The 25,572-nt window shown below is 70.7% G+C and carries 21 protein-coding genes and 1 pseudogene; 10 read left to right on the top strand and 12 right to left on the bottom strand.

The genetic code is table 11. The features are described from left to right. Positions 1–270, top strand: a 270-nt coding sequence (locus AAHZ94_RS06130; protein WP_349991177.1) for a hypothetical protein, incomplete at its 5' end; no start/stop codon positions are given. Positions 271–552: 282 nt separating this feature from the next. On the opposite strand, the gene AAHZ94_RS06125 is transcribed toward AAHZ94_RS06130, so the two are convergent. Both AAHZ94_RS06125 and AAHZ94_RS06120 read right to left on the bottom strand, forming a co-directional pair. Then, positions 553–1,617 carry an Lrp/AsnC family transcriptional regulator gene (locus AAHZ94_RS06125; protein WP_349991178.1) on the bottom strand — a complete coding sequence of 355 codons (1,065 nt, stop codon included), beginning with the start codon at positions 1,615–1,617 and terminating at the stop codon, positions 553–555. Continuing rightward, positions 1,603–2,103 (bottom strand): annotated as a pseudogene (locus tag AAHZ94_RS06120) (Lrp/AsnC family transcriptional regulator); the annotation flags it as partial. The gene AAHZ94_RS06125 and the pseudogene AAHZ94_RS06120, both read right to left, overlap by 15 nt. A gap of 362 nt (positions 2,104–2,465) precedes the next feature. Here AAHZ94_RS06120 and AAHZ94_RS06115 point away from each other — a divergent pair. From AAHZ94_RS06115 to AAHZ94_RS06095, 5 genes are all read left to right on the top strand, one after another. Then, complete coding sequence (locus AAHZ94_RS06115; RefSeq protein WP_502964587.1) at positions 2,466–4,232, top strand: MFS transporter; 1,767 nt, start codon at positions 2,466–2,468, stop codon at positions 4,230–4,232. Positions 4,233–4,719: 487 nt separating this feature from the next. Further along, positions 4,720–5,859 carry a helix-turn-helix domain-containing protein gene (locus AAHZ94_RS06110; protein WP_349991174.1) on the top strand — a complete coding sequence of 380 codons (1,140 nt, stop codon included), beginning with the start codon at positions 4,720–4,722 and terminating at the stop codon, positions 5,857–5,859. Between the two features lie 424 nt (positions 5,860–6,283). After that, complete coding sequence (locus AAHZ94_RS06105; RefSeq protein ID WP_349991172.1) at positions 6,284–7,231, top strand: LysR family transcriptional regulator; 948 nt, start codon at positions 6,284–6,286, stop codon at positions 7,229–7,231. An 816-nt stretch (positions 7,232–8,047) separates the two neighbouring features. After that, positions 8,048–8,761: a FadR/GntR family transcriptional regulator gene (locus AAHZ94_RS06100; protein ID WP_349991170.1), complete on the top strand. Its 714-nt coding sequence runs from the start codon at positions 8,048–8,050 to the stop codon at positions 8,759–8,761. 210 nt (positions 8,762–8,971) lie between these two features. Continuing rightward, positions 8,972–10,273, top strand: a complete 1,302-nt coding sequence (locus AAHZ94_RS06095; protein WP_349991168.1) for a CynX/NimT family MFS transporter — start codon at positions 8,972–8,974, stop codon at positions 10,271–10,273. 169 nt (positions 10,274–10,442) lie between these two features. Here the strand turns inward: AAHZ94_RS06095 and AAHZ94_RS06090 are convergent, their stop codons facing one another. From AAHZ94_RS06090 to AAHZ94_RS06070, 5 genes are all read right to left on the bottom strand, one after another. Beyond that, positions 10,443–10,931, bottom strand: a complete 489-nt coding sequence (locus AAHZ94_RS06090; RefSeq protein ID WP_349991167.1) for a beta-class carbonic anhydrase — start codon at positions 10,929–10,931, stop codon at positions 10,443–10,445. 572 nt (positions 10,932–11,503) lie between these two features. After that, positions 11,504–12,028, bottom strand: a complete 525-nt coding sequence (locus AAHZ94_RS06085; RefSeq protein ID WP_349991166.1) for a beta-class carbonic anhydrase — start codon at positions 12,026–12,028, stop codon at positions 11,504–11,506. A 336-nt stretch (positions 12,029–12,364) separates the two neighbouring features. Further along, positions 12,365–12,832, bottom strand: a complete 468-nt coding sequence (locus tag AAHZ94_RS06080) for a GNAT family N-acetyltransferase (protein ID WP_349991165.1) — start codon at positions 12,830–12,832, stop codon at positions 12,365–12,367. A gap of 237 nt (positions 12,833–13,069) precedes the next feature. Continuing rightward, positions 13,070–14,008 carry a dihydrodipicolinate synthase family protein gene (locus tag AAHZ94_RS06075; protein ID WP_349991164.1) on the bottom strand — a complete coding sequence of 313 codons (939 nt, stop codon included), beginning with the start codon at positions 14,006–14,008 and terminating at the stop codon, positions 13,070–13,072. Then, positions 14,008–14,805 carry an aldolase gene (locus AAHZ94_RS06070; RefSeq protein ID WP_349991163.1) on the bottom strand — a complete coding sequence of 266 codons (798 nt, stop codon included), beginning with the start codon at positions 14,803–14,805 and terminating at the stop codon, positions 14,008–14,010. The genes AAHZ94_RS06075 and AAHZ94_RS06070 overlap by 1 nt, the downstream gene beginning before the upstream one ends. Positions 14,806–15,014: 209 nt before the next feature. Here AAHZ94_RS06070 and AAHZ94_RS06065 point away from each other — a divergent pair, with 209 nt between their 5' ends. Further along, positions 15,015–15,599 carry a helix-turn-helix domain-containing protein gene (locus AAHZ94_RS06065; protein WP_349991162.1) on the top strand — a complete coding sequence of 195 codons (585 nt, stop codon included), beginning with the start codon at positions 15,015–15,017 and terminating at the stop codon, positions 15,597–15,599. Positions 15,600–16,002: 403 nt separating this feature from the next. Here AAHZ94_RS06065 and AAHZ94_RS06060 read toward each other — a convergent pair whose 3' ends face one another. The 5 genes from AAHZ94_RS06060 to AAHZ94_RS06040 form a co-directional block, all read right to left on the bottom strand. Further along, a complete protein-coding gene (locus AAHZ94_RS06060; protein WP_349991161.1) occupies positions 16,003–16,491 on the bottom strand; it encodes a hypothetical protein in 489 nt (162 codons plus the stop codon). A gap of 413 nt (positions 16,492–16,904) precedes the next feature. After that, positions 16,905–17,624 carry an ABC transporter permease gene (locus AAHZ94_RS06055; RefSeq protein ID WP_349991159.1) on the bottom strand — a complete coding sequence of 240 codons (720 nt, stop codon included), beginning with the start codon at positions 17,622–17,624 and terminating at the stop codon, positions 16,905–16,907. 17 nt (positions 17,625–17,641) lie between these two features. Next, positions 17,642–18,559, bottom strand: a complete 918-nt coding sequence (locus AAHZ94_RS06050; RefSeq protein WP_349991158.1) for an ABC transporter ATP-binding protein — start codon at positions 18,557–18,559, stop codon at positions 17,642–17,644. Positions 18,560–18,719: 160 nt separating this feature from the next. Continuing rightward, a complete protein-coding gene (locus tag AAHZ94_RS06045) occupies positions 18,720–19,655 on the bottom strand; it encodes an ABC transporter permease (RefSeq protein ID WP_349991157.1) in 936 nt (311 codons plus the stop codon). Next, positions 19,645–20,736, bottom strand: a complete 1,092-nt coding sequence (locus AAHZ94_RS06040; protein WP_502964586.1) for an ABC transporter ATP-binding protein — start codon at positions 20,734–20,736, stop codon at positions 19,645–19,647. Before AAHZ94_RS06040 ends, AAHZ94_RS06045 begins: the two co-directional genes overlap by 11 nt. A gap of 919 nt (positions 20,737–21,655) precedes the next feature. On the opposite strand from AAHZ94_RS06040, the gene AAHZ94_RS06035 reads away from it, so the two are divergent. The 3 genes from AAHZ94_RS06035 to AAHZ94_RS06025 form a co-directional block, all read left to right on the top strand. Then, positions 21,656–22,525, top strand: a complete 870-nt coding sequence (locus tag AAHZ94_RS06035) for a M24 family metallopeptidase (protein WP_349991154.1) — start codon at positions 21,656–21,658, stop codon at positions 22,523–22,525. A gap of 216 nt (positions 22,526–22,741) precedes the next feature. Continuing rightward, positions 22,742–24,538, top strand: a complete 1,797-nt coding sequence (locus AAHZ94_RS06030) for an SDR family oxidoreductase (RefSeq protein ID WP_349991152.1) — start codon at positions 22,742–22,744, stop codon at positions 24,536–24,538. Between the two features lie 143 nt (positions 24,539–24,681). Continuing rightward, a partial coding sequence (locus AAHZ94_RS06025) for a MerR family transcriptional regulator (RefSeq protein ID WP_349991151.1) occupies positions 24,682–25,572 on the top strand: 891 nt, incomplete at its 3' end.

The raw sequence follows: 25,572 nt of genomic DNA, 5'->3' as shown, positions 1-25,572 counted from the left end.
GGCAGGCGCGTACCTCACGGGCGCCGTGATCCCCGTCGACGGCGGCATCGCCACCACCGCGTAGGCCGGCCGGCGCCCCCCCCCCCCCCCCTACCCCCCCCCCCCCCCCGGGGGGCCGCCCGCCGGGGGCGGCGGCCCGCGGCCCCCCGCGGGGGCGGGGGGGGGGGGGCCCCCCCGGGCGCGGGGGGGCCGGCGGGGGGGGGGGGGGGGCCGGCCGGGGGGGGGGGTACGGGTGTGGCCTGCCGGCCGATGGGTGGGGCCTGCTGGTGAGCGGGGTACGGGTGTGGCCTGCCGGTCTGCCGGCGGGAGGTCCGGGGGTGGTCGAGGCCGCAGGGGTGGAGGAGGTACGAGACGTGGTCGGGGCCGCAGAGGCGGGTGGGGCTCCGGCGGCCTGTGCGGATGGGCGGGCGGTGCGCCGCGGGGTGGGTACGAGCGCGGCGGAGTGCGGCGAGTCAGCAGGGGGGTGAGCTGGGTTCGGCGAGGGGCGCGGCGGGGTGCGGCGGGCAGGGTTCGGGGCGGGGTGAGACCGGGTGAGCTGGGTCGGGGGCGGGCTCAGCGGCGGCGTACGGGCGTGTGGGTCGGGACCGGGCCCGGGCCCTTGATGCGGCGGATCAAGGGCGAGGTCTCCACCTGCCGGATCGCGGCGAGCGAAGCGACGCGCGTGGTGAGGTAGTGGTACAGCGCGTTGACGTCAGAACAGATCGCCATGGCGAACAGGTTGTGCTGCCCCGTGGTGGCGAAACAGCACGCGATCTCCGGGTGCTCGGCGATCTGTTGGCCGGTGGCGTGCAGGTCGGACGGCGGCACCGAGACCCACAGGGCCGTCCTGGTGCCGTGCCCGAACACCCGCCGGTCGTGGTCCACGTCGAAGTAGAGCACGCCCAGTCGACGTAGTTCGGCCACCCGGCGGCGGACGGTCGACTGGGACCAGCCGGTAGCGGCGGCGAGTTCGGCGAGCGGCGCCCGCCCCTCCACCTCCAACACGGCCAACAACCGCCGGTCCCCCTCACTGAGCGACACCGGAACGGTGGGCTCCGCCCGCCCGTCCACGGCTCGCGCGACGACGGTTGGGGCGGTGTTCGGGGTGGTGTTCGGGACGGCGCCCGGGGTGGTGTCCGGAGTGACGAGAGTGACTTGGGTAGCTGATGTGGCCGGGGTGGCTGGCATGGCCGAAGTAGCTGACGTAGCCGAAGTAACTGATGTGGCCGAGGTAGCTGATGTGGCCGAGCTGGCCAGGGCGGCGAGGCTTTCCGAGGTGGTCGAGGCCGCGGGAGCACCTGAAGTGGCTGATGCATCTGATGCGGCAAGGGCACTTGAGGTGCTGGGGGCTGCCAGGGCCCCCGCGGCCACGGAGGCGGCCGGGGTTACGGAACCCCCCAAGGCCACGAAGGCGCCGGGAGCCCCCGGACCTGCGGAGACGACCGCCGCCCCCAAATCAGCGGATGCCCCAGGAAAAACGGGAGCGCCCGGAGAAACGGGAGCGCCCGGCGCGCCGGACGTACCCGGCGCGGGCACATCCGCCGCAGGAACCCCCGCGCCCCCGCGGGAAACCGCACCCGGCCCACGGAGCCCGTCGGGCCCGCCCTCGCCGCCAGACCCCGTACTCAGCAACTCCACCTGCCGCGCCGTGAGCGCGCCCGACTTGTTGACCAGGCCCTGCTCGCCGCCGAAGTACTGGTGCAGCATGCACTGCGCGGTCACGCCCACCACCTGGGGCGTGCGCGGCAGTTCGCGCAGGAGCAGGGCGTCCGCGTCGTTGTCCTGGCCGCCGGCGCCGCGCAGTACGGCCGCGATCTCCGTACCGCCCGACATCAGACTGACCCACGACGTGTCCGGGCGGCGAGCCAGCGCCTCGGCGACCGACACCGCCGCATCAGGCCGGCACTGCACCCGCAGGAACCAGACGACCTCACCCAACGCCCGCGCGTCCGTCAGCCCCAACACCCGCACCAGCCCCTGCGTGCGCAGCCGCGTGTAGCGACGGGCCACGGTCTGGTCCGAGACGCCGAGCGCCGCGGCGATCCGGGCGAACGAGGCGCGCCCGTCGATCTGAAGGGCGTGCACGAGCTGCCGATCCACCTCATCGAAAGCGTCGATTTTCACCACTCCACGCTAGCCCGTGTCGGATACCGCCACCACCATCCGTACTGGCTGGGGAAAACGCCGGACCGACCGGACAGTGGTCAGGCCCGCTGGGCATCGGGCCTGACCACCTCACGAGGGAGAAAACACCCATGACGAACGACGGGGGCACCCGCGACGGGACCGCCGCAGCACGCGGCACCGGACCCGATACGGGACGCAGTACCGGCAACGATCCCGGGCGGGGCACCGGGAGTGATTCCGGGCGGGGCGCCGGAGCCGATTCCGGACGCGGTGCCGGGGGCGATTCCGGACGCGCCACCAAGCACAGTGCCGGGCGCGGCAAGTGGTGGCCGCTGGTCGCCATCACCCTGGGCAACTTCATGCTGATCATGGACGTCACGATCGTGAACACCGCGCTGCCGCCGATAGCGCGCGATCTCGACGCCTCCTTCACCTCCCTCCAGTGGGTGATGGACATCTATGCCCTGGCGCTGGCGGCGCTGCTGATGGCGGCCGGTTCGGCCGCCGACCTGTTCGGCCGGCGCAAGCTGTACGTACTGGGCCTGACCGTCTTCGCGCTGTCCTCGTTGGCCTGCGGGTTGGCCCCGAGCCCGGGCCTGTTGATCGCGGCGCGGGCGGTCCAGGGCGTGGGCGCGGCTGCCATGTTCGCGACCAACACCCCGCTGCTGATGGCGACGTACTCGGGGCGCGACCGCGGCGTGGCGTTCGGCGTGTGGGGCGGGACCAGTGGCGCCGCGGCGGCCGTCGGCCCGGTACTCGGCGGGCTGCTCACCGAGGCCCTGGACTGGCGGGCGATCTTCCTGGTCAACCTGCCGCTGACGGTGTTCGCCGGCTGGCTGACGCTGCGCACCGTCGGCGAGTCCACCGGCCGCTCGGGGGGTCGGATCGACACCGCGGGCGTGGTCCTCTTCACGGCCTTCGCCGGCGCCCTCACATACGGGTTGATCCGCGGCGGCGAAGAGGGCTGGTCCGAGCCGGGCACCCTGACCGCACTCATCGCCGCCGGACTGGCCGTACTCGCCTTCGTCCTGGTCGAACGGCGGCTGCAACAGCCCATGTTCGACCTGGGGTTGCTGCGCAGCCCGGCGTTCGTGGTGCTGATGGTGGCGGCGGTGGTGCTCCAGGCGAGCGCCTTCCCCTACCTCACCTACGTCGCCATGTGGCTCCAGTCGCTCCTCGGCATGAGCCCGATCGAGGCGGGCCTCGCGGTGACGCCGCTGGCGCTGGCCGCGCTGCTGGTCGGCGTGGTCGGCGGCAAACTGCTCAGCCACCTGCCGCCGAAGGTCCCGGTGGGAGTCGGCCTGCTGCTGGTGGGCGGGGGCGCGCTGCTCAACGCCGCGTTCGTGGACGGCGACGCTGACTGGACCTCGCTCGTACCTGGCCTCGCCGTGGCCGGCCTCGGCGTCGGCCTGGCCACACCAGTCCTGGTATCGGCTGCACTGGGACTCGTACCGGGTGAACGCGCCGGCATGGCCAGCGGCGCGGTGAACACCTCACGCCAGTTCGGCTACGCGCTCGGCATCGCCGTACTCGGCACCGTCTTCGCCGCCCGAGTACGCACCGTCTACACCGACGGCACCACCGCGGCCGAGGCGGGCAATGGCGGCGCGGGCAGCAGCGGGGCGAACGGCGGCGCGGGCGGCGTACGGGACGCGCTCGCATCGGGCACGCCCAGCGCCGGCGGCGGCCCGAACAGCACGATCGCCGACCATGCCGCCGAACGCGTCACCGGCCACACCGCCGCCTACGCGGCCGATCACGCCGCCGAGGCCATCAGTGGCGGCCACGCCGCCGACGTCATCGCCGCCGCCCCACCCGGCCCCGCCCGCCACACCGTCGAACGCCTCGCCGGAGATGCCTTCGCCGCCGGCATCGACCGCGTCTGCCTGATCTCCGGCCTGGTCGCAGTGGCCACCGCTCTCCTCGTCTTCGCAGCCCTACGCAACAACCACCCCCAACCAGCCACCCCCCACACAAACAACAAAGCCCACAACAACACCCCACCCCACACCCCCCAGCCCACCCCCATCACGACGAACCCCACAACGACCACCGCCAACACCGGCACCACCACCGACATAACCAGCGCGACGTCCGCCCCCGGCCCTCACCCCTCCCACGGCTAACACCCGACACTCGACCCCGGGACGCAACACACGGAGCACCGCGTAGGGGTCTCGGCGCACGACGTACGAGGAGGGGGGCCTCACGAACGCGGCTCGGCGCGGACGTATGAGGCGCGGGCATACGAGGCGCGGGCGTATGAGGCAAGGCCCTCGCCGACGAGGCTCGGCGCCGGCCCACGAGGTACAGCACTCCACCCCCAACGGCCAAACCCCACACCCCCTACGGGACACGGGGGCCGCTCGCCGGATACGGTGAGCGGCCCCCGCACCGTTCGGCATCGGCACCCGCGAGGCCCGCGCCACCGGCACGTACCCCGTCCCCCACCGCACACGCCGCGCCACCCCGCCCCACTGCTCCACTCGCCCCGCGTACGGCCAGGCCCCCTACGAACCACCCCGTACGCCACCCGGCGAGACGCCCCACGCCGCACCGCTCCGTACCCCCTGCACCACGCCTCAGCGGGACCGTGCGACCCCCGGAGACGTCATGCCCAAGCCACCCCACGGCACCCCCGCGCACCACGCACCCCGCCCCCAGGGAACCAGCCCCACCCCGCCCGCCGCCGCACAGCCACCCCCACCCCGCGCTCCCCGGTCCATCCCGATCACCGGCGCACCCCCGAGACCCCGCGTACGAGCCGCCGCCCCACCCCCACCTCCCACCGAGCACGGCACCAGCATCGCCACCGCCGCCGGCACCGCACCCTCACCCCACCTGGCCCAGACCACGGCCGGCACCTCCTTCGCCACCGTCTTCCGCGAGGCCCTGCGCCAACGCGGCCTCACACTGGAACGCGTCAGGGAACGGCTTGAGGCCCGCGGCATCCGCATCAGCCTGGCCACCCTCAGCTACTGGCAGCGCGGCCGGAGCCAACCAGAGCGCCCCCAATCCCTACGCGCCGTCGATGAGTTGGAATCCATACTCGCCCTCCCCACCGGCGCCCTGCGCTCCCTCCTCGGCCCGCACCGCCCGCGCGGCCGGACAACCGCCGAACCACAGGACCTCACCGCCTCCCAGCGCGTCTTCGGCGAGAACTCCGCCGTCGAACGCGCCCTGGGCGCCGCCTTCGCCCACTTCAACGAGGACCTGCACACCCTCGTCATCCACGAGACGCTGCGCCTGGACGAACACCGGTGTATCCGCAGCACCGCCGTTCACCAGGTCCTCCGCGCCACCCGCACCGGAGCCAGCCGGTTCACGGTCGTGCACTCCATCGACGACACCACCGCCGAATCGATCGACGTGGTCATACGGTGCGGCAAGCCCGGCACCGTACGCTTCGTGCCCGAACTGCGCAGCCTCGTCATCGAGATCCTCTTCGGCCGGGAACTGACCCGCAACGAGACCGCCATGATCGACTACGAGATCCTGCTCGGCCCGAGCCAACTCCCCTCCACCCACCACGAACGCCGCACCCGAATCAACCTGCGCGAATACCTCCTCCACGTGTACTTCCACCCCAAGGCGCTCCCGGTGACCTGCCACCGCTACTACCGCGAACAGATCGGCGCCGCCCAACGCTCCAGCCGCCGCATCGCCCTGGACATCTCCCACTCGGCCCACATGCTCCCCACCCGCTGCCCCGCCGGCGTCCACGGCATGGCCTGGGACTGGCCCACCCCCTGACCACACCCACCCCCACCGACATCACCCACCTTCACAACCAACCCCAGCCGCACCGTTCGATGGGGGACACCATTCGATGGCGCCCTTGGGGCAACGGGCCCGCGGCCCCCAACAGGCCCATGGGACGGCGGCCCAACATCCACCGGGCCCACACCCACCAGACCCCCATCCGCCGAGCCTGCGAGCACCGCACCAGCCCCACGGGTGGCAAGCCCGACAGCCGGCGGGTCGGCACCCGCTCACCAACGCACCGCGCTTCCGGACGCGCAGTGAACTGGCGAGTGGGTTGCCGCCCAGGGCTCCGCGGCGCCGGCTTCGCCCTGCCCCTGAGCATCTGCGCCGGCCACCCCCAAGTCAATCCACGGGTTTCCTTGCAACTCTCCAAGCTGTGACTTGGTGTCACCTCCTCATCTAGCGTGATCGAATGACTCTCGATGATCTCCGCGCCTTCCTCGCGGTGTGCGAAGCGGGCAGCCTCAGCGCCGTGGCCCGCGACCTGTCCTGCACCCAGTCGGCCGTCAGTCAGCGCATCCGCCGGCTGGAGCGCGAACTGGGCCTGCCCCTTCTGGAACGCCAACCTCGCGGCGTGGCCCCCACCCAGGCCGGCCGACTCCTGCGGCACGCGGCGAACGACGGGATCGGCGCCCTCGACCTGGCCGTACGGCAGTTGCGTGAGATCCGCGACGGAGCAGCCGGCACCGTACGCATCACCACCGGCGCCATCTCCGTACGGCACTTCATGTCGCAGGCCGTGGTCGCCTTCCGGGCCCAACACCCTCAGGTGGGCCTGGAGTTCCAGACGTCCAACTCGGGTCGCGGCTGTCTCGACGCGCTGGCCGCTGACACCGCCGACCTGGCCTGGATCACCATCGGCCCGCCCGTACGCGGCATCCAACAACGCCCGGTGATCCAACTCCCCTGGGTACTCGCCGTGCGAGCCGACGACCCCCTGGCCACCCACACCACCATCCACCACAACGATCTGGCCGACATCCAACACATCCGGCTGCCCGAGAACTCCACCTCACGCCGTTCCCTGGACGGTCACTTCGCCCAGCACGGCTCCGAGCCTGACGCCAGCACGAGCGTCGCGGACTGGGACACCGCCATGCTGCTCGCCGAACTCGGTCTCGGGCACGCGATCGTGCCCACCCTCCCTGGCTGGCGCGCCGCCGAACACCCCGGGCTGCGCCTCATCCCCATTCCCAGCCTGCCCCCGCTCGCCACCGGTTGGGCCGTACGCCGTTGGGAAACCCTCGGCCCGGCCGCCCTGGCCTTCGCGGACGCCGTGGCGGAGAGTCTTTCTCCGCTCCACCGCCACACCCCGACCATCCCCATCACACCCAAGCCCCGCAGCCACACCCCCGCATGACCCCATCGCCGCCCACCTCTGCCAGCCAATCCCCCGCTGCGGAAACACCCACCCTCAGGCCGAGCCACACACAAACACTGCCGGCCACGTCCCAACCAACCCTCACAGGGCTTCATACCCCCAACCCACCCTGCACACCCAACAATCACCCGTACGTGGCTCACCCCCAAACAGCCTGGGTCACCCGCCACACCCACCCACCACATCCAAGGACGAACACCCCCTTCACCTGCGTCCCGCGCATGGCCAACACTCCAACCCACCGCTCCCACCCACACCCCGGAACCATCCGGCCCCAAAGCGACCGACCCTGAAGTGACCGTGCCCAAAGCGACCGACCGAACTGGCCACAGCCACAGCCACAGCCACAGCCACAGCCGAGCATCCGTGGAGTCGGATGCCAGGTCGAAGCCTGCTGCCATGAACCGACCGTACTGCGTCCCTCTGACAATCCTTGTTGACCTGCGGTAATCGAACCGTCGCCGAGCGTCCGGTCGATCGGTCGATCGGTCGATCGGTCGATCGGTCGATCGGTCGATCGGTCAGGGCCCACCCCGCCCACGCGGCGCGGCGCCACCCACGTACGCCGCCCCATGCACGCACGTCAGACCGCACGCGCACGCCGCGCCACAGGCATGCGCCAGCCCGCAGACGCACCCCGCACCCCGCACCCCGCACCCGCGCCACCCGAAATCCGAGACCCGAGGGCCCGAGACCTCAGGCGTAGCGCGCATCACGCCCGTCAGGGGTGGACGGGCCGATGGGCAGTTGTAGGATGACCGGGTAACCGCATGACGTAGGTGAGGAGCGGCGACCATGACACTGCGGGCAGCAGGACGCACCTCGCTCGTCGACACCGTTGTCGAGCAGCTCCGGGCCCAATTGGCCGGCGGTCAGTGGAAGATCGGCGACCGGGTACCCACCGAGCACGCACTCGCCGAACAGCTCCAGGTCGGCCGCAACACCGTGCGCGAGGCGGTCCGCGTGCTCTGTCACGCCGGAATGCTCCAGTCCAGGCAGGGTGAAGGCACCTTCGTCGTGTCCACGGCCGACCCGGCGGCCGTCATGCGCGGCATCCAGCGCGCCGGCATCCGGGACGTCCTGGAATTGCGAATCGCCCTGGAGGCAGAGGGCGCGCGCCTCGCCGCGCTCCGACACCAGCCCGCTGACCTGGCACGCATGCGAGCCGCCCTCGCCGCACAAGCAGCACTGGCCGACGGTGGCACCCAACCACCCCACGAGAACATCGAGTTGTACGCCGACCACGACGTGGAGTTCCACACGGCTGTGGTGGACGCGGCGCACAACTCGGCGCTGAGCGCCACGTACGGCTGGTTCAGTAGCTCCGTACGCGAGTCCCTGCTCACCGCGCTCGGCGATCGCGACATGCCGCACATCGCGCCGGGCGACCACCACGCCGTCGTCGACGCCATCGCCTCCGGCGACCCCGACGCCGCGGAGTGCGCGGCCCGCGCCCTGCTGGACGTCCCCAAACAGGCCGTGGACGCCCTACTCACCCCAGGCACCTGACTCCCCCACCCGCCCCAAGGTTCCCCTCCCCCCTTCCCTCCTCCTCTCTCCTTCTCCCCACTTCAAGGCCGGCGCGTCGTCGCGCGGCCACGCACGCAACGCCCCCCGTCGGCGCGGCCCGCCATGCCACACGGCCGGGCGCCCGCCTCATGCATCAAGCGCCCCCCTCGCCCGGGAACACGCCTCGAACCGACGAAAGGTAAGCCGCCTATGTCCGGGATATCCGGGCCCAGCACCGCGCCCGATGACCGGCTCATCGATGCCGAAGAGGATCTGGTCCCCACGCCGCCCGTAGCGGCGGCACGCCGCACCCTGCGCACCCACCCGACCCTGCTCCTCATCGGCATCGTGCTCGCCGCCCTCAACATGCGCGCGGCGCTGGCTGGGGTCTCCCCGCTGCTCGGTGAAATCAGCGACCACTTCCACCTCGCGGCGACCACCACCAGCCTGGTCACCACGATCCCGCTGGTGTTCATGGGCATAGCCTCGCCGCTGGCGCCGAAGCTGGCCCGTCGGTTCAGTACCGAATTCGTCCTGCTGGCCGCGCTGGTCCTGCTGTGCGGCGGCATCCTGCTGCGCGTCGCGCCGCCCGTGATCACGCTGTTCGTCGGCGGCGCCTTCGTCGGCACCGCCATCGCCTGGTTGAACGTGCTGATGCCCGGCCTGGTCAAGCGGGACTTCCCGGAGCGCGCGGCGGCCATGACGGCCCTGTACTCGACCGCGATGATCATCGGCGCGACCGCCTCCGCCGCCGCGGCCGTACCGCTGGAGAACGCGCTCGGCGGCTGGCGCGGTTCCCTCGCCTCCTGGGCACTGCTGGCGGCGGTCGCCGCACTGCTGTGGGCGCCGCAGGCCGTCATCGCACGCCGCGGCCTGCACCACGGTCAGCCGGCCGCCACCCCGGCCCGCGACTCGGCCCCGGCCACCCCCGAGCCGGACGCGACGCGCCTCTCCCGCACCCCGCTGGCCTGGCAGATCACCCTGTTCATGGGGTCGCAGTCGTTCGTTGCGTACGTGGTGATCGCCTGGCTGCCGACCGTCTTCACCGACAACGGCATGAGCAAGTCAACGGCCGGCCTGATCTTCGCCTACAGCACGCTGTTGCAGGGTGTCGGCTCGTTCGTCGTGCCGCTGCTCGCCGGGCGCATGCGGCAGCAGCGGCTGCTTGCGGTGGGTGTGGCCACGCTCATGGCCTCCAGCGTCATCGGGTTGCTCGTCGCACCGGTCGGCGGGGCCTGGCTGTGGGCCACGCTCTTCGGCATCGGACAGGGCGGCGCGCTCGGCCTCGCGCTGACGATGATGGTGCTCCGCGCCCGTGACGCACACACCGCCGCGCGCCTCTCCGGCATGGCGCAGACCTGGGGATATCTGCTGGCTGCCGCCGGGCCGCTGGCCCTCGGCGCGGTACACCAGGTCACCGACGGCTGGACCCTGCCGCTGCTGTTGCTGCTCGGCGTGTGCGCGGGCCTGGCCACCCTCGGCCTCGGCGCCGGCCGCGACCTGAAGATCTGACCCACGGCCCCGGCCCCAGCGCTCCGGTCCGGAACCCGCCCCGCTGTGGGGCGAGGCTCTGGACCGGAGCCCGTACGGGGCTGAGACCAGGGGTGATGGGCGCCGGCAAGGCGCCTTTACGCTACGGCGCCATGCCGAACCCGCCCGCCCCGGCGCGCGGTCGTCGCATTCAGTCCACCTCGTTGAGCCGCCCCGTGGCCACGTCGAAGACGAACCCGCGCACCTGATCCGTATGCGGCACGAACGGGCTGGCCTTGATGCGCCGCACCGACTGCCGCACGTCCCGCTCCACGTCGTCGAACGCCTCAGCGGCCCACGCCGGCCTGATACCCGTCTCCTCCTCGATCTGCTGCCGGAACTCATCGTCCTTGAAGGTCAACATGCCGCAGTCGGTGTGGTGGATCAGCACGATCTCCCGGGTGCCGAGCAGCCGTTGACTGATGGCGAGCGAACGGATCTCGTTCTCGGTCACCGCGCCGCCCGCATTGCGGATGACGTGCGCCTCGCCCTCCTTCAGCCCCAGCGCCGCATACACATTGAGCCGCGCATCCATGCAGGCCACCACTGCAACATGGCGCGACGGCGGCAACGGCAGCGGCCCGCTGAAGGTGGCGGCGTACGTGGCGTTGTTGGTCAGGTACTCATCAGTGACGGACATGGGGCACCAACCTCCAGGAACGACGTTCCGTAATCGCCTCAGCACGGTACGGGCGCCCGTTTCCCCCGCGAAAGGCAATTGGGCCGGCGTACACGAGGCCGTATCGCTGCTGCAACAAGCCGGAGGTCTGGTGGACTTACCTGCTTCCCTCCCGCCCGTCCCACCCCGTCCCCCACCTCCTTGGCAATGACATCAGGACGACCACCCGGCACCATGGGCACCATGGACACGTCGACGTCGAGCGCCGACTGGATCACCATCGCGGCCTACGAGAACCTTCCGGGCCGCCCCCGCCCCATGGCGGCCACTCGCGCTTGACTGCGTGACCGCGGCATCGACTGGACGCCCTTCAACCCAGCCGAGATCCAGTGGGGCCTGGCCTGCGGCATCGGCTCTGACGGCCACTGGCACGGATGGATCGACATCCGCATCCAGGCCAATGCACTCCGGCGGCTCGGCCTCCATCCCGACCAATCCACCGCCGGCGTCACCGCCGCGCCTCCACCAGGCTGGTGGCATGCCGCCGCAGAACGCAACGCCCACTAACGCCGCCGAAGGCCCTGAAACAGCCCCTACCTAGGTGCCATACCCCCGCACTGCACCTCGTGCAACCGTCGGGTGTCGACGTCATAGACGAAGCCCCGCACTGAGTGCTGGTACGGAACGAACGGGCTCGCCAAGACGCGTCGCACCGACTGCCGTACATCCTCTTCAAGTTGTTCGAAACCCTCAGCTGCCCAGGGCGGGCGGACACCCGTGGCTTGCTCGATGTTTCGTTTGAACGTGTCGTCGGACAGGCCGAGCATCCCGCATTGGGTGTGGTGGATGACCATCACCTCGCGCGTCTGCAATTCCCGCTGGCTGACGACGAGTGAACGGATCGCGTCGTCAGTCACCGCCCCGCCGGCATTGCGGATGACATGCGCCTCGCCCAGTTCGAGCCCGAGCATGTCGTACACGTCGATCCGCGCATCCATGCAGGTGATCACGGCGAGATGCCGAGTCGGCGGCTCAGCCAGGGGCCGTGCCCCGCGGGTCGTCGCGGGGGCAGCGGCGTACGTTTCGTTGTTCGCCAGGTAGACGTCGGTGACGGACACGGGGAGCCCTGCTTTCTGTAGCGACTCCCTGCACGGTAGGAAGCCCGGCCCCCTCAGGGAACGCGCACGCCGACGCATACACGCGGGCGTAGTACCTGAGGGGCACCCAGGCGGACCATTCCGGCTCACCTGCACTCCGTACTGCACCCCACCATTCGACCCACCAGCCGGGTCACCTCACCCAGCCTGGCTCTCTTCTCCTTTCTCGTCCTTGGTCCCGTTCGTCGTTTGCCGTGCGTCGTGCGTCGCTCTCGTCCGCTGTCCGCCGTGCGGAGGCTGCGGTCCTGCTTCCCTCGTATTGGGTGACACAGCCGCTCTCGGCTGGCCAGTCTCTTGTCAGGTTGTCGGTCGGTAGCGGACTTGGTCGAAGGGCCAGACCAGTTCCAACCAGTCGGAGACCGCTTCGTACACCGGGTCGTCCAGGTCGGCCCGGTCAGCGCTCACCCAGGACCGCACCTGGGCTTGCTCCGTTCCGGAATTCACCGGGTAGATGTACACGCAGCCGACCACCTCGTCCTGGTCGTCAAGGACCGAGTAGGTGAATCCATCGCGCCGCTCGAAGTCATCCGCGTGCTTCTGGAGGTCGCTGAGGTTTTCCGCAGCGCTCATGCCGGCCACCGGTGGCCAATCGTGCTTCTCGAATCCGGGCGTGGCGCGAATGTGTTCGATGCTCGACATCCATGCGGCGTGGTCAGCTTCGTTGTGGCGAGGATGCAGGGGCTCCAGTCGGAACCCCTCCTCGGACAGGCCCTGAGGAATGTCGAAGTCGTGTGGGACAAAGGCGTCAGCAGCCGTGGAAGACATGACCGGAGGCTACCCCGGCCGGCCACCGCCAGCCCCGGACTATCGATGAGGAATGCCGGCCCATCACCCGGGTCATGCTGGGCGGAACCTGCCCGCAGTCGTTCGTGACAGCCTGCCACCGGCGTCGGGCTGGTCCCGGGCGCGGCCCACCCATTCCCTCATGCCTCGCCGCCCGCTTCGTACGCCGCGACGTCGCTGCCCGCCCGGCCCTTGCGAACGGTGCAGGGCCAGGGTGCTTCACACCGCAGGTGTTCGTACGTCCTTGGCAGGGTCCGACAGCAGTGGGTGGGTGTCGAGCCTGTCGAGTAGTCCTCGTAGTTCCTCCTTTCTTTCCTGGGGAAGTGGCAGGAGCGGGGGCCTTGGTTGTCCCACTCCACGGTCCTGCAATTCCAGGCCCGCCTTGATGGCCCGCGGCAGGCCGTGCCCGACGATGAACTGCAAGAACGGGAGCAGCTCCGCCAGCACCGCATCGGCCCGCTCCTCCTCTCCCCGCTTCGCCGACGCTTGGAGGTCCAGGCACCAGCGCGGCACCAGGCAGGGGGCTGCGGTGCACCAACCCTCGGCGCCGGAGCGGAAGGCTTCGAGGGCGAGAGGGTTGCTGCCGTTGTAGACGGACAGGGCACCGTCCGACAGCTCCCGGATGGATCGGAAGCGGGTGGCGTCACCCGAACTCTCTTTGACCATGGTGAGGTTCGGGATCGTACGGGCCAAGGCGGCCACGGTTTCGGGCAGCAGGTCGACGCCGCTCGTACCGGGGTTGTTGTAGAGCATGACCGGCAGGTCGCTCGCATCGGCGACGGCGGCGAAGTGGCGGGCCAACTCCGTCTCCGTCAGCTTCCAGTACACCTGGGGCAACACCATGATCGCGGTGGCTCCGTGCCGGGCCGCGACCCGGGCACGCCGGATGGTGCCCTCGGTGCTGTGGTGCGCCACCCCGACCACGGTGGGAACCCGCCCGCCGACGGTGTCGAGGGTGGTTTCGCAGACGGCGTCCCACTCTGCTTCGCGGAGGTAGGCGCTCTCCCCCGTACTGCCCAGTGGTGCGATGCCGTGGCTTCCTGCGTCGACCAGTTCACTCGTGAGCCGGCTGAGGGTGGGCAGGTCGACTTCACCGGTGTCGGGGCGGAAGGGGGTGACGGGGTACGAGATGATCCCCTTGAGGGGTGGCTCGGCCATCAGAGGTCCACCTCGCCGGTGATGCAGTCGGAGTGGCGGCGGAGCGTCTTGCGCGCGTAATAGGCGAAGTTGGCCTGGCTGCGGTGCTCCGAAGAGGTCCAGTCGTGGGCTTCCTGCGCGAGGGTGGGTGGCAGGGGCTTGATGGTGCCGGCGGACATGGCGAGCAGTTGCAGGCGCGCGGCCCGCTCGATGAGGACCGCCAGGTTGCATGCCTCTTCGATGGTCGCGCCGGTGACGAGTTGGCCGTGGTGGGCCAGGAGGATGGCCCGTTTGTCGCCGAGGGCCGTCGAGATGATCTCGCCCTCCTCGTTCCCCACCGGCACTCCGGGCCAGTCCTTGAGGAAGGCGCAGTCGTCGTAGAGCGGCGTGGTGTCCATCTGGGAGATCTCTAGCGGAACTTCGAGCATCGACAGCGCGGCCACGTGCAGCGGGTGGGTGTGGATGATGCAGTTCACGTCCTCGCGGGCGCGGTAGATCCAGGAGTGGAACCGGTTGGCCGGGTTGGGCATGCCCTCCCCTGCCAGCACGCGCAGGTCCTCGTCGACCAACAGCAGGTTGTCCTCGGTGATCTCGTCAAAGCCGAGGCCCAGCCGCTGGGTGTAGTAGGTACCCGGGCGGGGTCCACGCGCGCTGATCTGGCCCGCGAGCCCGGAGTCATGGCCACCGTCGTAGGCGATCCGGCAGGTCAGGGCGAGTTTCTGCCGGGTGGTCAGTCGCGAGTCGCCGAAGTGCTCGTGCATCTGCCGTTCGGCATGCTCGACCAGCACGTCCTTGGTCTCTTGCAGGGTGTCGGCCACGGTTTTCTCCACTTCCGGGGCACAGGCACAGCACCAGCGCCCCCGTCGTCTTGTGCCGCTCGCAGCACTTCCGAGGAAACTGAGTTCACCATAGGACACCTAGTGTCATGAGGCAAGGGTGAATTCCCGACCGGGCCGGTCAGCGGGGGGCCGGGACATACTGGGGACCCGCCCGGTCGACTCAAGTCAGGGCGGGGGTGCGTGAAGGGATGCGACCAGTGATCAATCGGGTACGGCAGTTGCGCAAGGAGCGGCTGATGACGCTGGAGGTGCTCGCTGAGCGCTCCGGAGTCACGAAGAGCTATCTGTCCAAGGTCGAGCGCGGTCAGAGCATCCCGTCCATCGCCGTCAGCGCCTCGCTCGCCAAGGCCCTGGACGTCCCATTGGACAACCTCTTCGCCAACGCGGCCGAGGTCGCGGACATCACCGTCACACGGGCGGCCGAGCGCAAGTCGCTGACCTCCGACGACGAGCCCGGGACCCGCTACGAGGGCATAGCCCTCCAGGCCGGGGACAAACGCATGACGCCGTTCATGCTGTACCCTCCGCACGATGCCGGCCCGGCCCCCTTCCGGGACCATCCGGGCGAGGAGTTCGTCTTCGTCCACGAGGGCTTCGCCGAGCTGCTGTTCCCGTCCCTGGCGGTCACGCTCGGGCCGGGGGACTCCGTGTACTTCAAGGCGACGACACCGCACAAGGTCCGCTCGCTGGGGGACGGCGAACGCGCCACCGTACTGCTCATGGTGAGCGACGACCGCAGCGGCGCGGACACGCCCCACCCCCACATGCCCTGAGCGCCCGCCCGCGCGCGCCGCGGCTCCGCCTCGCCGTTGGCCCAACACGCTGCACGTCGCGGCAGCTCCCGCCTCCGAGACGGCACGGGCAGCGCCAGCAGCGCGCGGGGCGTACCCCCACGGGGCGTACCGCACGTCCCGCTACGCGCGCGTGGCGGACGAGACCGAGCGCAAGCGCAACCCCGCCCCTGCGGGCCCCGGCACACCAACGACGCACAGCCCGGTGCAGCGCAATGCTCAGGTGCTACGGCGCACAGCGGAAGCCCCCGCCAACCGGCCCGCCTCCGCCGCGGCACCGGTGAGGGTGTGCCGTCTGCGGAGCATCCGTCGCGGAACGCACGATGGGCCAGGCGCTCCACCGGGCCCGGACCGGGCAGGGAACTCCTGGTCAGGCGGCGGTCGTTTATTCCGCCCGGTGTATCTCCACCCCCTCCGGCAGTCCGAAGCAGCGGAGCAGGTCCGAGTACCAACCGTCGCGCAGTGCCGTCTCGACGGGACCCGGCTCGCAGCACAGGAGTTTGGCCTCCGCGGCCCAGTCCAGGGCGGCGGTGACGGCCGCGCGCCGCTCGTAACCGGCCGGTATCGCCTCGTACGCCTCAGCCGCCTCCTCGGAGAAGACGGCCTCCCAACATTGTCCCGAGGGCGCCGCCCCATACGCCACCGCGCAGTCCTCGTCCATCACGAAGACGGTCATGGCGGGGGCGCCGGTCGCCGTGGCGAGCTCCGTCGCCGACGGGCTCGGTCGCGTCCCCCAGCGACCGTCGAGCCACATCTCGCGCCAGTCCCCCCGGACGTACTCAGCCAAGACTCCACGCCCGTGGGCGGTGACGGCAGGCTCCTTCGACAGTGTGTCGTCGCCCTTGGCGACGATGATCCAACCCGAGTACCCCATGCTGAAGACGCTACTCGGACCCTCTGACAATCCCCCCTGGACGAACCCCCATTCGAACAGTCAAGAACTGTTCAACCTTTGGTCATTGGTGACGGGGCAGAAATTTTTCGGCCATCGGGAGGTGACGGGCGCATGACCGTCGCTGCCTGCGATTCCTCCTGCGCGCGGCCGTCGTCGCGGGCGTCCGACCAGCGCAGGCCCCACCACGCGAGCAGCGCCAGCGCCCCGAAGCCGCGCACCCGACGGCTACGCGCGGGCGCGCACGTGGCAACGCCCCAGCGTGGCAGCAAGACGAAGCGGCCCGTACGGCAGCGCCTGCTGGCTCCCGTACGGACCGCAGCCCGCTCCTCTCCCGCCTTCCGGCAAGCCCCGCAGCGCAGTCGCGTCGATGGGTGCGCCGGCGGGTGTTGCGGCTACTCCTCGCCGGCCAGGGTCAGGGTGCGCAGCTTCTGGCCCGCGTACCAGGTGGCCAGCACCGTGACGCCGATCAGCAGCACCACGGCGACCGGCAGGCCGACGTCGGAGGAGATCACTCCGCCCTGGCCGATCTTCTCCGCAGCGGCCAGCGACCACTGTTGGACGCTGAGTTGGCGGGCGCCGTTGACGTACGTGCCGAACACGGACTCCCAGACCAGCGCGTACACCAGGCCGGCGACGACCGCGTGCCGAGTGATGGTGCCGAGGAGCAGGAAGATCGCGCTGTAGGCGATGGAGGCCATGGCGGCGGCCGAGGTGTAGGCGCCGGCGATGCCCTGGCTGTTGCCGTTGAGGACGAAGCCGGCGATCAGGGTGGGGATGGCCGAAAAGGCCATGGTGACGCCGACCGCGACGAAGAGCTTGGTAACGATGATCGTCGGCCGCTTCACCGGCTTGGCCAGCAGATACACCACCGAGCCGTCGTCGATCTCGGGGCCGATGGCCCCGGTGCCTGCGATGACGCCGATCAGCGGCACCATCACGGACAGCGCGAAGCCGCCGAGGATCGAATCGGCCGTCTCGTCGTCGGCTCCCGTCATCAGCCGCACCGCGATCGAGATGATGATCAACAGGGCGGGTAGCGAGCAGAGGATCAGCGCGCGGCGCCGGCCGAGCAACGCCCGGTAGGTCAGCCGGGCGACCGTGGGGTTGTACATCGCTGGGGCTCCTTGCGTTATGCCGCGACGAGGTAGGAGAAGACGCTCTCCAGGGACTCGTCCGATGGCGAGACCGTGAGGAGGGTGATGCCGTGCTCGCGGGCGACGCGCGGCAGCAGTTCGGTGAACCGGTTGAAGTCGATGGCCTGGATGCGCAGGGCGCCCTCGGCCGCGTCCACCTCGATGCCGGCCGTCGACGCGTCGGCGATCAGCGCGGCGGCCAGGGCCCGGTCATCGCTGGAACGCACCAGGTAGCGGTGCGGGCGGTCGGTCATCAGCCGGCGGATCTTGCGGAAGTCGCCCGATGCGGCGTGCCGGCCGGCGACGATGACCTCGATGTGCGCGGCCAGTTGTTCGACCTCTTCGAGGATGTGGGAGGAGAACAGGACGGTGCGTCCCTCGGCTCCCATCTGTCGCAGCAGGTCCATCAGTTGCATGCGCTGCCGCGGGTCCATGCCGTTGAACGGTTCGTCGAGCAGCAGCACCGACGGCTCGTGGACCAGCGCGGACGCCATCTTCACGCGCTGCCGCATGCCCTTGCTGTACGTGGAGATCTTGCGGCCGGCCGCGTGTTCCATCTCGACCGTGGCCAGCGCGTGTTGTGCGGCGGCACGCGGCTTGGGCAGCCCGTGCAGTTCGGCGTTGGCGACGACGAACTCCTGGCCGGTGAGGAAGTCGTACATCGATTCGCGCTCGGGCACGATGCCGATGTGCCGGTAGCTCTGTTCGTTGCGCCAGATCGGCGTGCCGTCGAGGGTGACGGAGCCGGTGGAGGGCGCGAGGAAGCCGCCCATCATGTTGATCAGGGTGGACTTGCCGGCGCCGTTGGGCCCGAGCAGGCCGGTCACGCCGGGGCCGATGGTCATCGTCACGTCGTTGACGGCGACGACGTTCCCGAACCAGCGCGAGACGTTGTCGATGATGAGAGTGCTCATGGGCGCGGCCCATTCCTTCGAGGGGTGGTGGCGACGGCGGGCGAGGTGCGGGGGACACGTCCCGACACGCGGGCGGTCACCAAGCGACTCGTACGGGACGCGGGCTGGCCAGGTACGGTCAATCTGCGGACATCCGTGGGCATCAGATGGTCGATCTGGATCACAGTCCGACCTTCCGGTAGCGGCGGATGAGCAGCCCGTACGAACCGGCCACCAGGACTGCGGTCACCAGCAGGTAGACCAGGCCGACGGCCGCGTCCGGGCCGTACCCGCCGGGTGCGGCGGAGGTCGCGCCGAGGAACGCCGTGCTAATCCCGTCGATCAGGGTGATGGGCGAGAAGAGGCCGATCCACTCGATCGAACCGGTGCTGCTCTGTTCCTCGGCGATCGCCTGCATGGTGCTCACGGCGCCGTAGGAGATGGTCAGCACGGCGATGATGGCGGCGACGCCGAAGCCGCGGCGCGGCGTGAGGGCGCCGATGACCAGGCCGATTCCGGCGAGCAGGACGGAGAGCAGGGCCACGGAGACCATCCCCTGTGCAAACTCCTTCGTCTGATCCATGAAGTCCAGCTTCGCGAGCAGCGCGCCCACATAGAGGACCACCACCGGGATCGCGGTCAGCAGGAAGATGGCCGAGGCCAGTGCGGCGAACTTCGCGACCACGTAGTCGGCGGTCTCGATCGGCCGGGAGAAGTAGAGCGGTACCGACTTGAAGCGCAGATCACGTGAGACCGATTGGGGCGCCTGTGCGGCCACGAACAGGCCGATCACTGCCTGCATGATGACCGCGTACCGGGTGTATTCGACCGGCAAGCTATTGGCATTGGTCGCTACGGCGACCGCGACGATGATCCCGGCCGGCAGGCACATCACGCCGAACAGCAGCATCGGCAGCACCTTGGACTTGGCAGAACGGCCGAGTCCGTAGGCGCCGCGCAGGCTCTGTGAGAAGAGCGAGCGGCGGGCGTAGGCGCGGCCGAGGCGCGGGCCGTCGTAGTGCCGGTAGCCGATGTTGTGGATGACGTCGGCCGGGGCCGCGGGGCGCGGGGCCGACCAGTTGCCCGCCGTCTCCCCGCTGTGCGTCTTAGGCGACATCGCCGTCGCCTCCTTCCTGGTGCCGGCCAGCGGCGAGTGGCTGCGCCGCGTGCTGATGGGCAGGGGGCTGCTGGGACGTGGGCGACGCGCCGGGGTGCACCGGGGTCTGCGGGACGCCGGCGGCGGGGGACTGCGTGGCGGCGGCATCGGTGCGGAAGACCTCGGCGATGCGGTGCCTGCGCTGTTCCATCCGGACCAGCCCGAGCCCGAGCCCGGCCACCGCATCGCGTACCGCGTCGTACGTGGGATCGCCGTCGACCTCGACGAACAGCAGCCGGGCCGAGGCCGGCGAACCGTCCGCCTCGCGCTCGACGGTGCCGACTGTCAGACCGGCCGCTTCCAGCGCCTCGCGCAGGGCGGTCGTGCCGTCCGGGTGCGCCTCGCTGTCCGTCACCTCGACCGCGATCGAGGCCGTGGCCTGCGTGAAGTCGTCCGTCGACGAGGAGCGCAGCAGCTTGCCGCCGTCGATGACGACGACGTGGTCGCAGGTGCGCTCCAACTCGCCGAGCAGGTGCGAGGTCACCAGGACGGAGATGCCGAAGTCGGTGTGGACACGGCGGATCAGGCCGAGCATCTCGTCCCGGCCGACCGGGTCGAGGCCGTTGGTCGGCTCGTCGAGCAGTACGAGCTGCGGGTCGTGCACGAGCGCCTGGGCCAGCTTGACCCGCTGCTTCATACCGGTCGAATAGCCGCCGATGGGGCGGTACCGCTCCTCGTACAGGCCGACGTGCCGCAGCGTGTCCGCGGTGCGTTCACGGGCCGCGGACGGCGGGAGGCCGGACATGCGTGCCATGTGCACGACGAACTCCGTCGCCGACACGTCCGGCGGCAGGCAGTCGTGCTCCGGCATGTATCCGACCCGTTCCCTGATCGCCCCGCCCTCGCTGGCGACATCGAGGCCGAGCACGGCGGCCTTGCCCTCGCTGGCGGGCGAGAGCCCGAGAAGGATCTTGATCAGGGTGGACTTGCCGGCGCCGTTGGCACCGACCAGCCCGGTCACGCCCGGGGCGATGTCGAGGGAGAGCCGGTCGAGCGCGGTCACCCGGGGGAACCGTTTGCTCAGGCCTTCGGTAGCGATCACAGTCACGTCTTCGAAGGTAGTGGCGTCCCTGCGAACCAGCCTCCCTCCAGACGGCTGGATCGACCTACGACTGGAGTCGTAGAAACCCGTAGGGGGTCCGTACCGAAGGAGAACAGTCAGAGTTCTCTTTCGTCGCTCCGTCCCCTTCCTCGCGCCAGCCGTGCTCCCGGCAGGCCGCCGGCCGCATCGGTCAAAGGCCCCGGCGGTATCGCCTTGGAATCCCTGCGACACCTGGGTTGACCTGCGGAGATGCGGTACGGCGACTGTCCGCGGGGGCCGGCCTGCGGGGGCTGACGTGCGGGCGGGCGGTGCACTAGGGGGCGCTACATACGAGGGTATGACGTACGGCGTCGCTGCCGGGGCGACGGGGCAATCGGGAAGCGGCGTGGCGGGCAGGGAGCGGCGGACGGGCGGCAAGCGGCGTGGCGGCTGGCGCTCAGGCGGGCGGGGCGCTGCCGACGGGAGCACGCTGTCGCGGGGGCATGGCGTCGGGCCGGTGTGCGTGCCCCGCACGGCTCGCAGCACGCATGCGTTGCTCACACACCTGACGGCGCTCTCATAGCTGATGTCGCTGGTGTCACACCGGCCACGAAGGTCACGCGCCGAAGCCCGGCACGCGCTCCCCCACAAGGGGGGAATCGGGGGTTCATCACGCAGAAAAGTCCTGCGCCCAGCGCCGCCACAGATACGAAGAGGCCGGTCAAGCCGCAGGTGGTTGGGGGTTACCCAGGGTTTCCCACAGGCCGATCCGACCTATTGACGTAGCCGCCAGCCATTGTCACATTCATCAGTGTCAAGTTGCGGGACCGGGGCTGGGGCTGAGACGCCTCTCGACCCCAGGTCTGCATGGCCTTGCCCACCCGGGCCGGGCCCGCAGCCGGACGGCCAGGGCCCGAGCGTCGCGGGAGGGACGGAAGCCATGACCACATCGGTGGACGATCGACACACCACACGCCACGGCGAACTCACAGCCGAACTGCGCGGGTTCCGCACGGTGCAGCGGCTCAGTTACGAGTGCGCGGAGGCCGTCGCCGCCCAGTTGCGCCCCGGCGTGACCGAGCGCGAGGCGGCCCGGATGCAGCGGGACTGGCTGCGCGAGCGGGGCGTACGCGACTGGTTCCACCTGCCCTTCGCCTGGTTCGGTGACCGCACGGCCTTCACCGACTTCCGCATACCGCTCCAGTTCTTCCCCACCAACCGGAAGCTGGAGCCGGGGATGCCGTTCATCCTCGACATGGCCCCGGTACTCAACGGCTATACGGCCGACATCGGTTACAGCGGTTGCCTCGGCGCGAACCCCCTGCACGGCAGGCTGCTCGCCGACCTGGCGGCGCACCGCGCCCTGATCCTGCGCGGGGTGCGCGAGCGGCGCTCCCTGCGCGCGATATACGAGGACGTGGACCGGCTCATGGTCCGCCAGGGGTACGCCAACCGGCACCGCGCCTACCCGTTCGGCGTCATCGCGCACAAGGTCGACCGCGTCAGGCAACGGACCTGGTCCCCCACGGCGTTCGGCTTCGGCGTGCACAGCCTCAAGGGCCTGGCCAGCGACGCCTTGCACGGCCACCGCGAAGGCTGGTCCCCGCTGTGGAGCCCGTACCGGTTCTCCGACCATCCGCCGCAACCCGGCCTGTGGGCCGTGGAACCGCACCTCGGCTTCCGCGGCGTGGGCGCGAAGTTCGAGGAGATCCTCGTCGTCACGGATTCCACGGACCCGGAGCAGAGCGCGTTCTGGCTGGACGACGACCTCCCGCACGTGCGCCGCTGGGCGGCGGAACAGTCCATATGACCACGGGTGCCGGCGGACCGCACGGCAGGCCCAGCGGCACCCGCGACCGACCGACCACGCGGGCACCGGCCACGGCGCTGCCGGGCGGGCGCACGACGGGACGGAACGACGCGGTCGTCACGGGGGCGGTTCGGGGTATCCGCCAGAGCACGGCAGTACGTACGCGGCACGAAGACGGGCAACAGTGACAGCGGCAATCGGAGAGGCGGTCAAGCAGTGACGGACACGGAGGCCACGGGACCGTTGGCCGGGGCGACCGAACGCTGGGTCAACACCGGCGGCGTGCAGCTCTGCGTCGCGGAATGGGGCGACCGGACACAGCCGACCGTCGTGTTGGTGCACGGCTTCCCGGACAGCAAAGAGGTGTGGAGCGAGGTCGCCCGACGGCTGGCCGACCGGTTCCACGTCGTCCTCTACGACCTGCGCGGCTGCGGGCGGTCGAGCGCACCCAAGCCACTGCGCGGCGGTTACACCCTGGAGAAGTTGACCGACGACTTCCTCGCGGTCGCCGACGCGGTCAGCCCCGACCGCCCCGTGCACCTGGTGGGGCACGACTGGGGCTCGGTGCAGGGCTGGGAGTTCGCCACCGTGGCACGCACCGAGGGCCGCATCGCCTCCTTCACCACGATGTCCGGCCCGTGCCTTGACCACCTGGGCCTCTGGCTCAAGAAGCGCGCCACCCGCCCGACCCCGCGCCGTGTGGGCCAGCTCTTCGGCCAGGGAATCAAGTCCTGGTACGTGTACGCGTTCCACACCCCCGTGGTGCCCGAGGCCCTGTGGCGGGGGCCGCTCGGCAAGGCGTGGCCCGGGCTGCTGAGCCGGGTCGAGAAGACGCCGGACCGCGGTGCGCACGGCGCCGACTACCCGACCGCGTCGCTGCCCGGTGACGGCGCCCACGGCGTGTGGATGTACCGGGACAACGTGCGCGCCAGGCTGCGTCGCCCACGCACCGACGCCTACGCACACGTACCGGTCCAGCTCATCCACCCCACCGGCGACCGGTTCGTCTCGGAGCAGGTTTTCGACGAACTGGACACGTGGGCACCCCGGTTGGTGCGCCGCAGCCTGGTCGCCAAGCACTGGGCACCCCGCACGCACCCGGACCAGATCTCCGCCTGGGTGGCCGACTTCGTCACGTCGGTTGAGGAAGGTACGCCGGCCGTGCAGTCCCGGGCCGCGAGCGCCTACGCGGCACGGTTCGCCGGGCAACTCGTGCTGGTGACGGGCGCCGCCAGCGGCATCGGCCGGGCCACCGCCTTCGCGTTCGCCGAGGCGGGGGCACGGGTGATCGCCGTTGACCGGGACGAGGAGGGGGCCGCCCGTACCGCCGATTTGGCCAGGCTGATCGGCGCCCCGGCGGCCTGGAGCGAGCCGGTGGACGTCTCGGACGCACAGGCCATGGAGAAGCTGGCCGACAAGGTCGCCGCTTCGTACGGCGTCGTGGACGTGCTGGTCAACAATGCCGGGATCGGGGTGTCCGGGCCGTTCCTCGACACCAGCCCCGAGGACTGGCAGCGGGTGCTCGACGTCAACCTGTGGGGCGTCATCCACGGCTGCCGCACCTTCGGCCGGCAGATGGCCGACCGCGGCCAGGGCGGCCACATCGTCAACACCGCATCCGCCGCCGCGTTCCAACCCACCCGCATGCTGCCCGCGTACGCCACGTCCAAGGCAGCCGTGCTGATGCTGAGTGAGTGCCTACGCGCCGAGTTGGCAGGTCAGGGCATCGGTGTCTCGGCGATCTGCCCCGGCATCATCAACACCAACATCACCAAAACGACCAGGTTCGTCGGCGTGGACCACGACGAGGAAGAGCGCCGCCGCACCCGCAGCACCCGGATGTACGGCAAGCGCAACTACCCGCCGGAGAAGGTGGCCGACGCGATCCTGCGCGCCGTGGTCCGCAACCAGGCAGTGGTGCCGGTGACCCCTGAGGCACGCGGCGCGCATCTGCTCTCCCGCTTCGCCCCGAAGGCGATACGCGCCCTGGCCAGGCTCGAACCGAAGGGGTGAAGGGCGGCGCGAGCGGCGGGCCGAACCGACGGAACACCGCGGCCGGCGGCCCCGCGCACCAGCAGGGTGGATGGTAAACAGCCAGGTCAGGGCGGAGCTCAGGCCAGGTGAAGCAGAGCGGAGAGGAAGGGAGGGGCAGGGACGTGTCCGAGGCATCCGTCGAACCGCACGCATCCCCCGAGTACCGGATCGAGGAGTTGGCACACCGCAGCGGAGCGACCGTCCGCACCATCCGCGCATACCAGGACCGTGGCCTGCTCCCCCGGCCCGAGCGGCGCGGCCGGGCGAATGTGTACCGGGACCAGCACCTGACCCGGTTGGAAAGGATCGCGGCGCTGCTGGAGCGCGGCTACACCCTGTCCAGCATCAAGGAACTCCTCGCGGCCTGGGACGCGGGCCGGGACCTGGGCGGGGTGCTGGGTCTGGTCGCGGCGGTGGAGGGGCCGTGGACGGACGAGCAGGCCACGCGGATCACCTGGGCGGAGCTGGACGAGCGGTTCGGCGGTGGTCTGGACGAGGGCGCCGTTCGGGAGGCGGTGGAGCTCGGCGTTCTGGAGCCCGTTCCGGAGAACCCGGGCGAGTTCCTGGTGCCCAGCCCGCAGGAGCTGGCGGTCGCCGTGGAACTGCACACGGCAGGCGTGCCACTGCTGGCCATCGCCGATCACGTACGAGAATTGCGGGGACAGGTCGAGCACATCGCGGATCGGTTCCTCGACTTCACGACGGAGCACGTGTTCCACCAGTACCTGGGCCATCCGCCGACGGACGCCGAGGCTCAGGAGGCGGCGCTGCTGATCAGTCGCTTCCGGCCACTCGCCCAGCAGGCGCTGGACGCGGAGTTGGCCCGCGCTATGCGCTTGATGGCAACCCGCCATCTGCACCAACACCTCGGCCGCTACGGCCCGCTGCCCCACCGCCCACCGGCCCCGGCCCCGGCCCCGGCCCCCGCCCCCGCCCCCGCCCCCGCCCCCCCCCCGCCCCCCGCGGGGGGGCCCTCGCCGCCGGCGCCCGCGGCACCGGCCGCGCCCCCCCGC

It is taken from the genome of Streptomyces sp. HSW2009 (assembly GCF_040240285.1).
Taxonomy (GTDB): Bacteria; Actinomycetota; Actinomycetes; order Streptomycetales; family Streptomycetaceae; genus Streptomyces.
The sequence above is the reverse complement of the archived record's forward strand: the minus strand, read 5'-3'. Positions and strand labels throughout refer to the sequence as shown.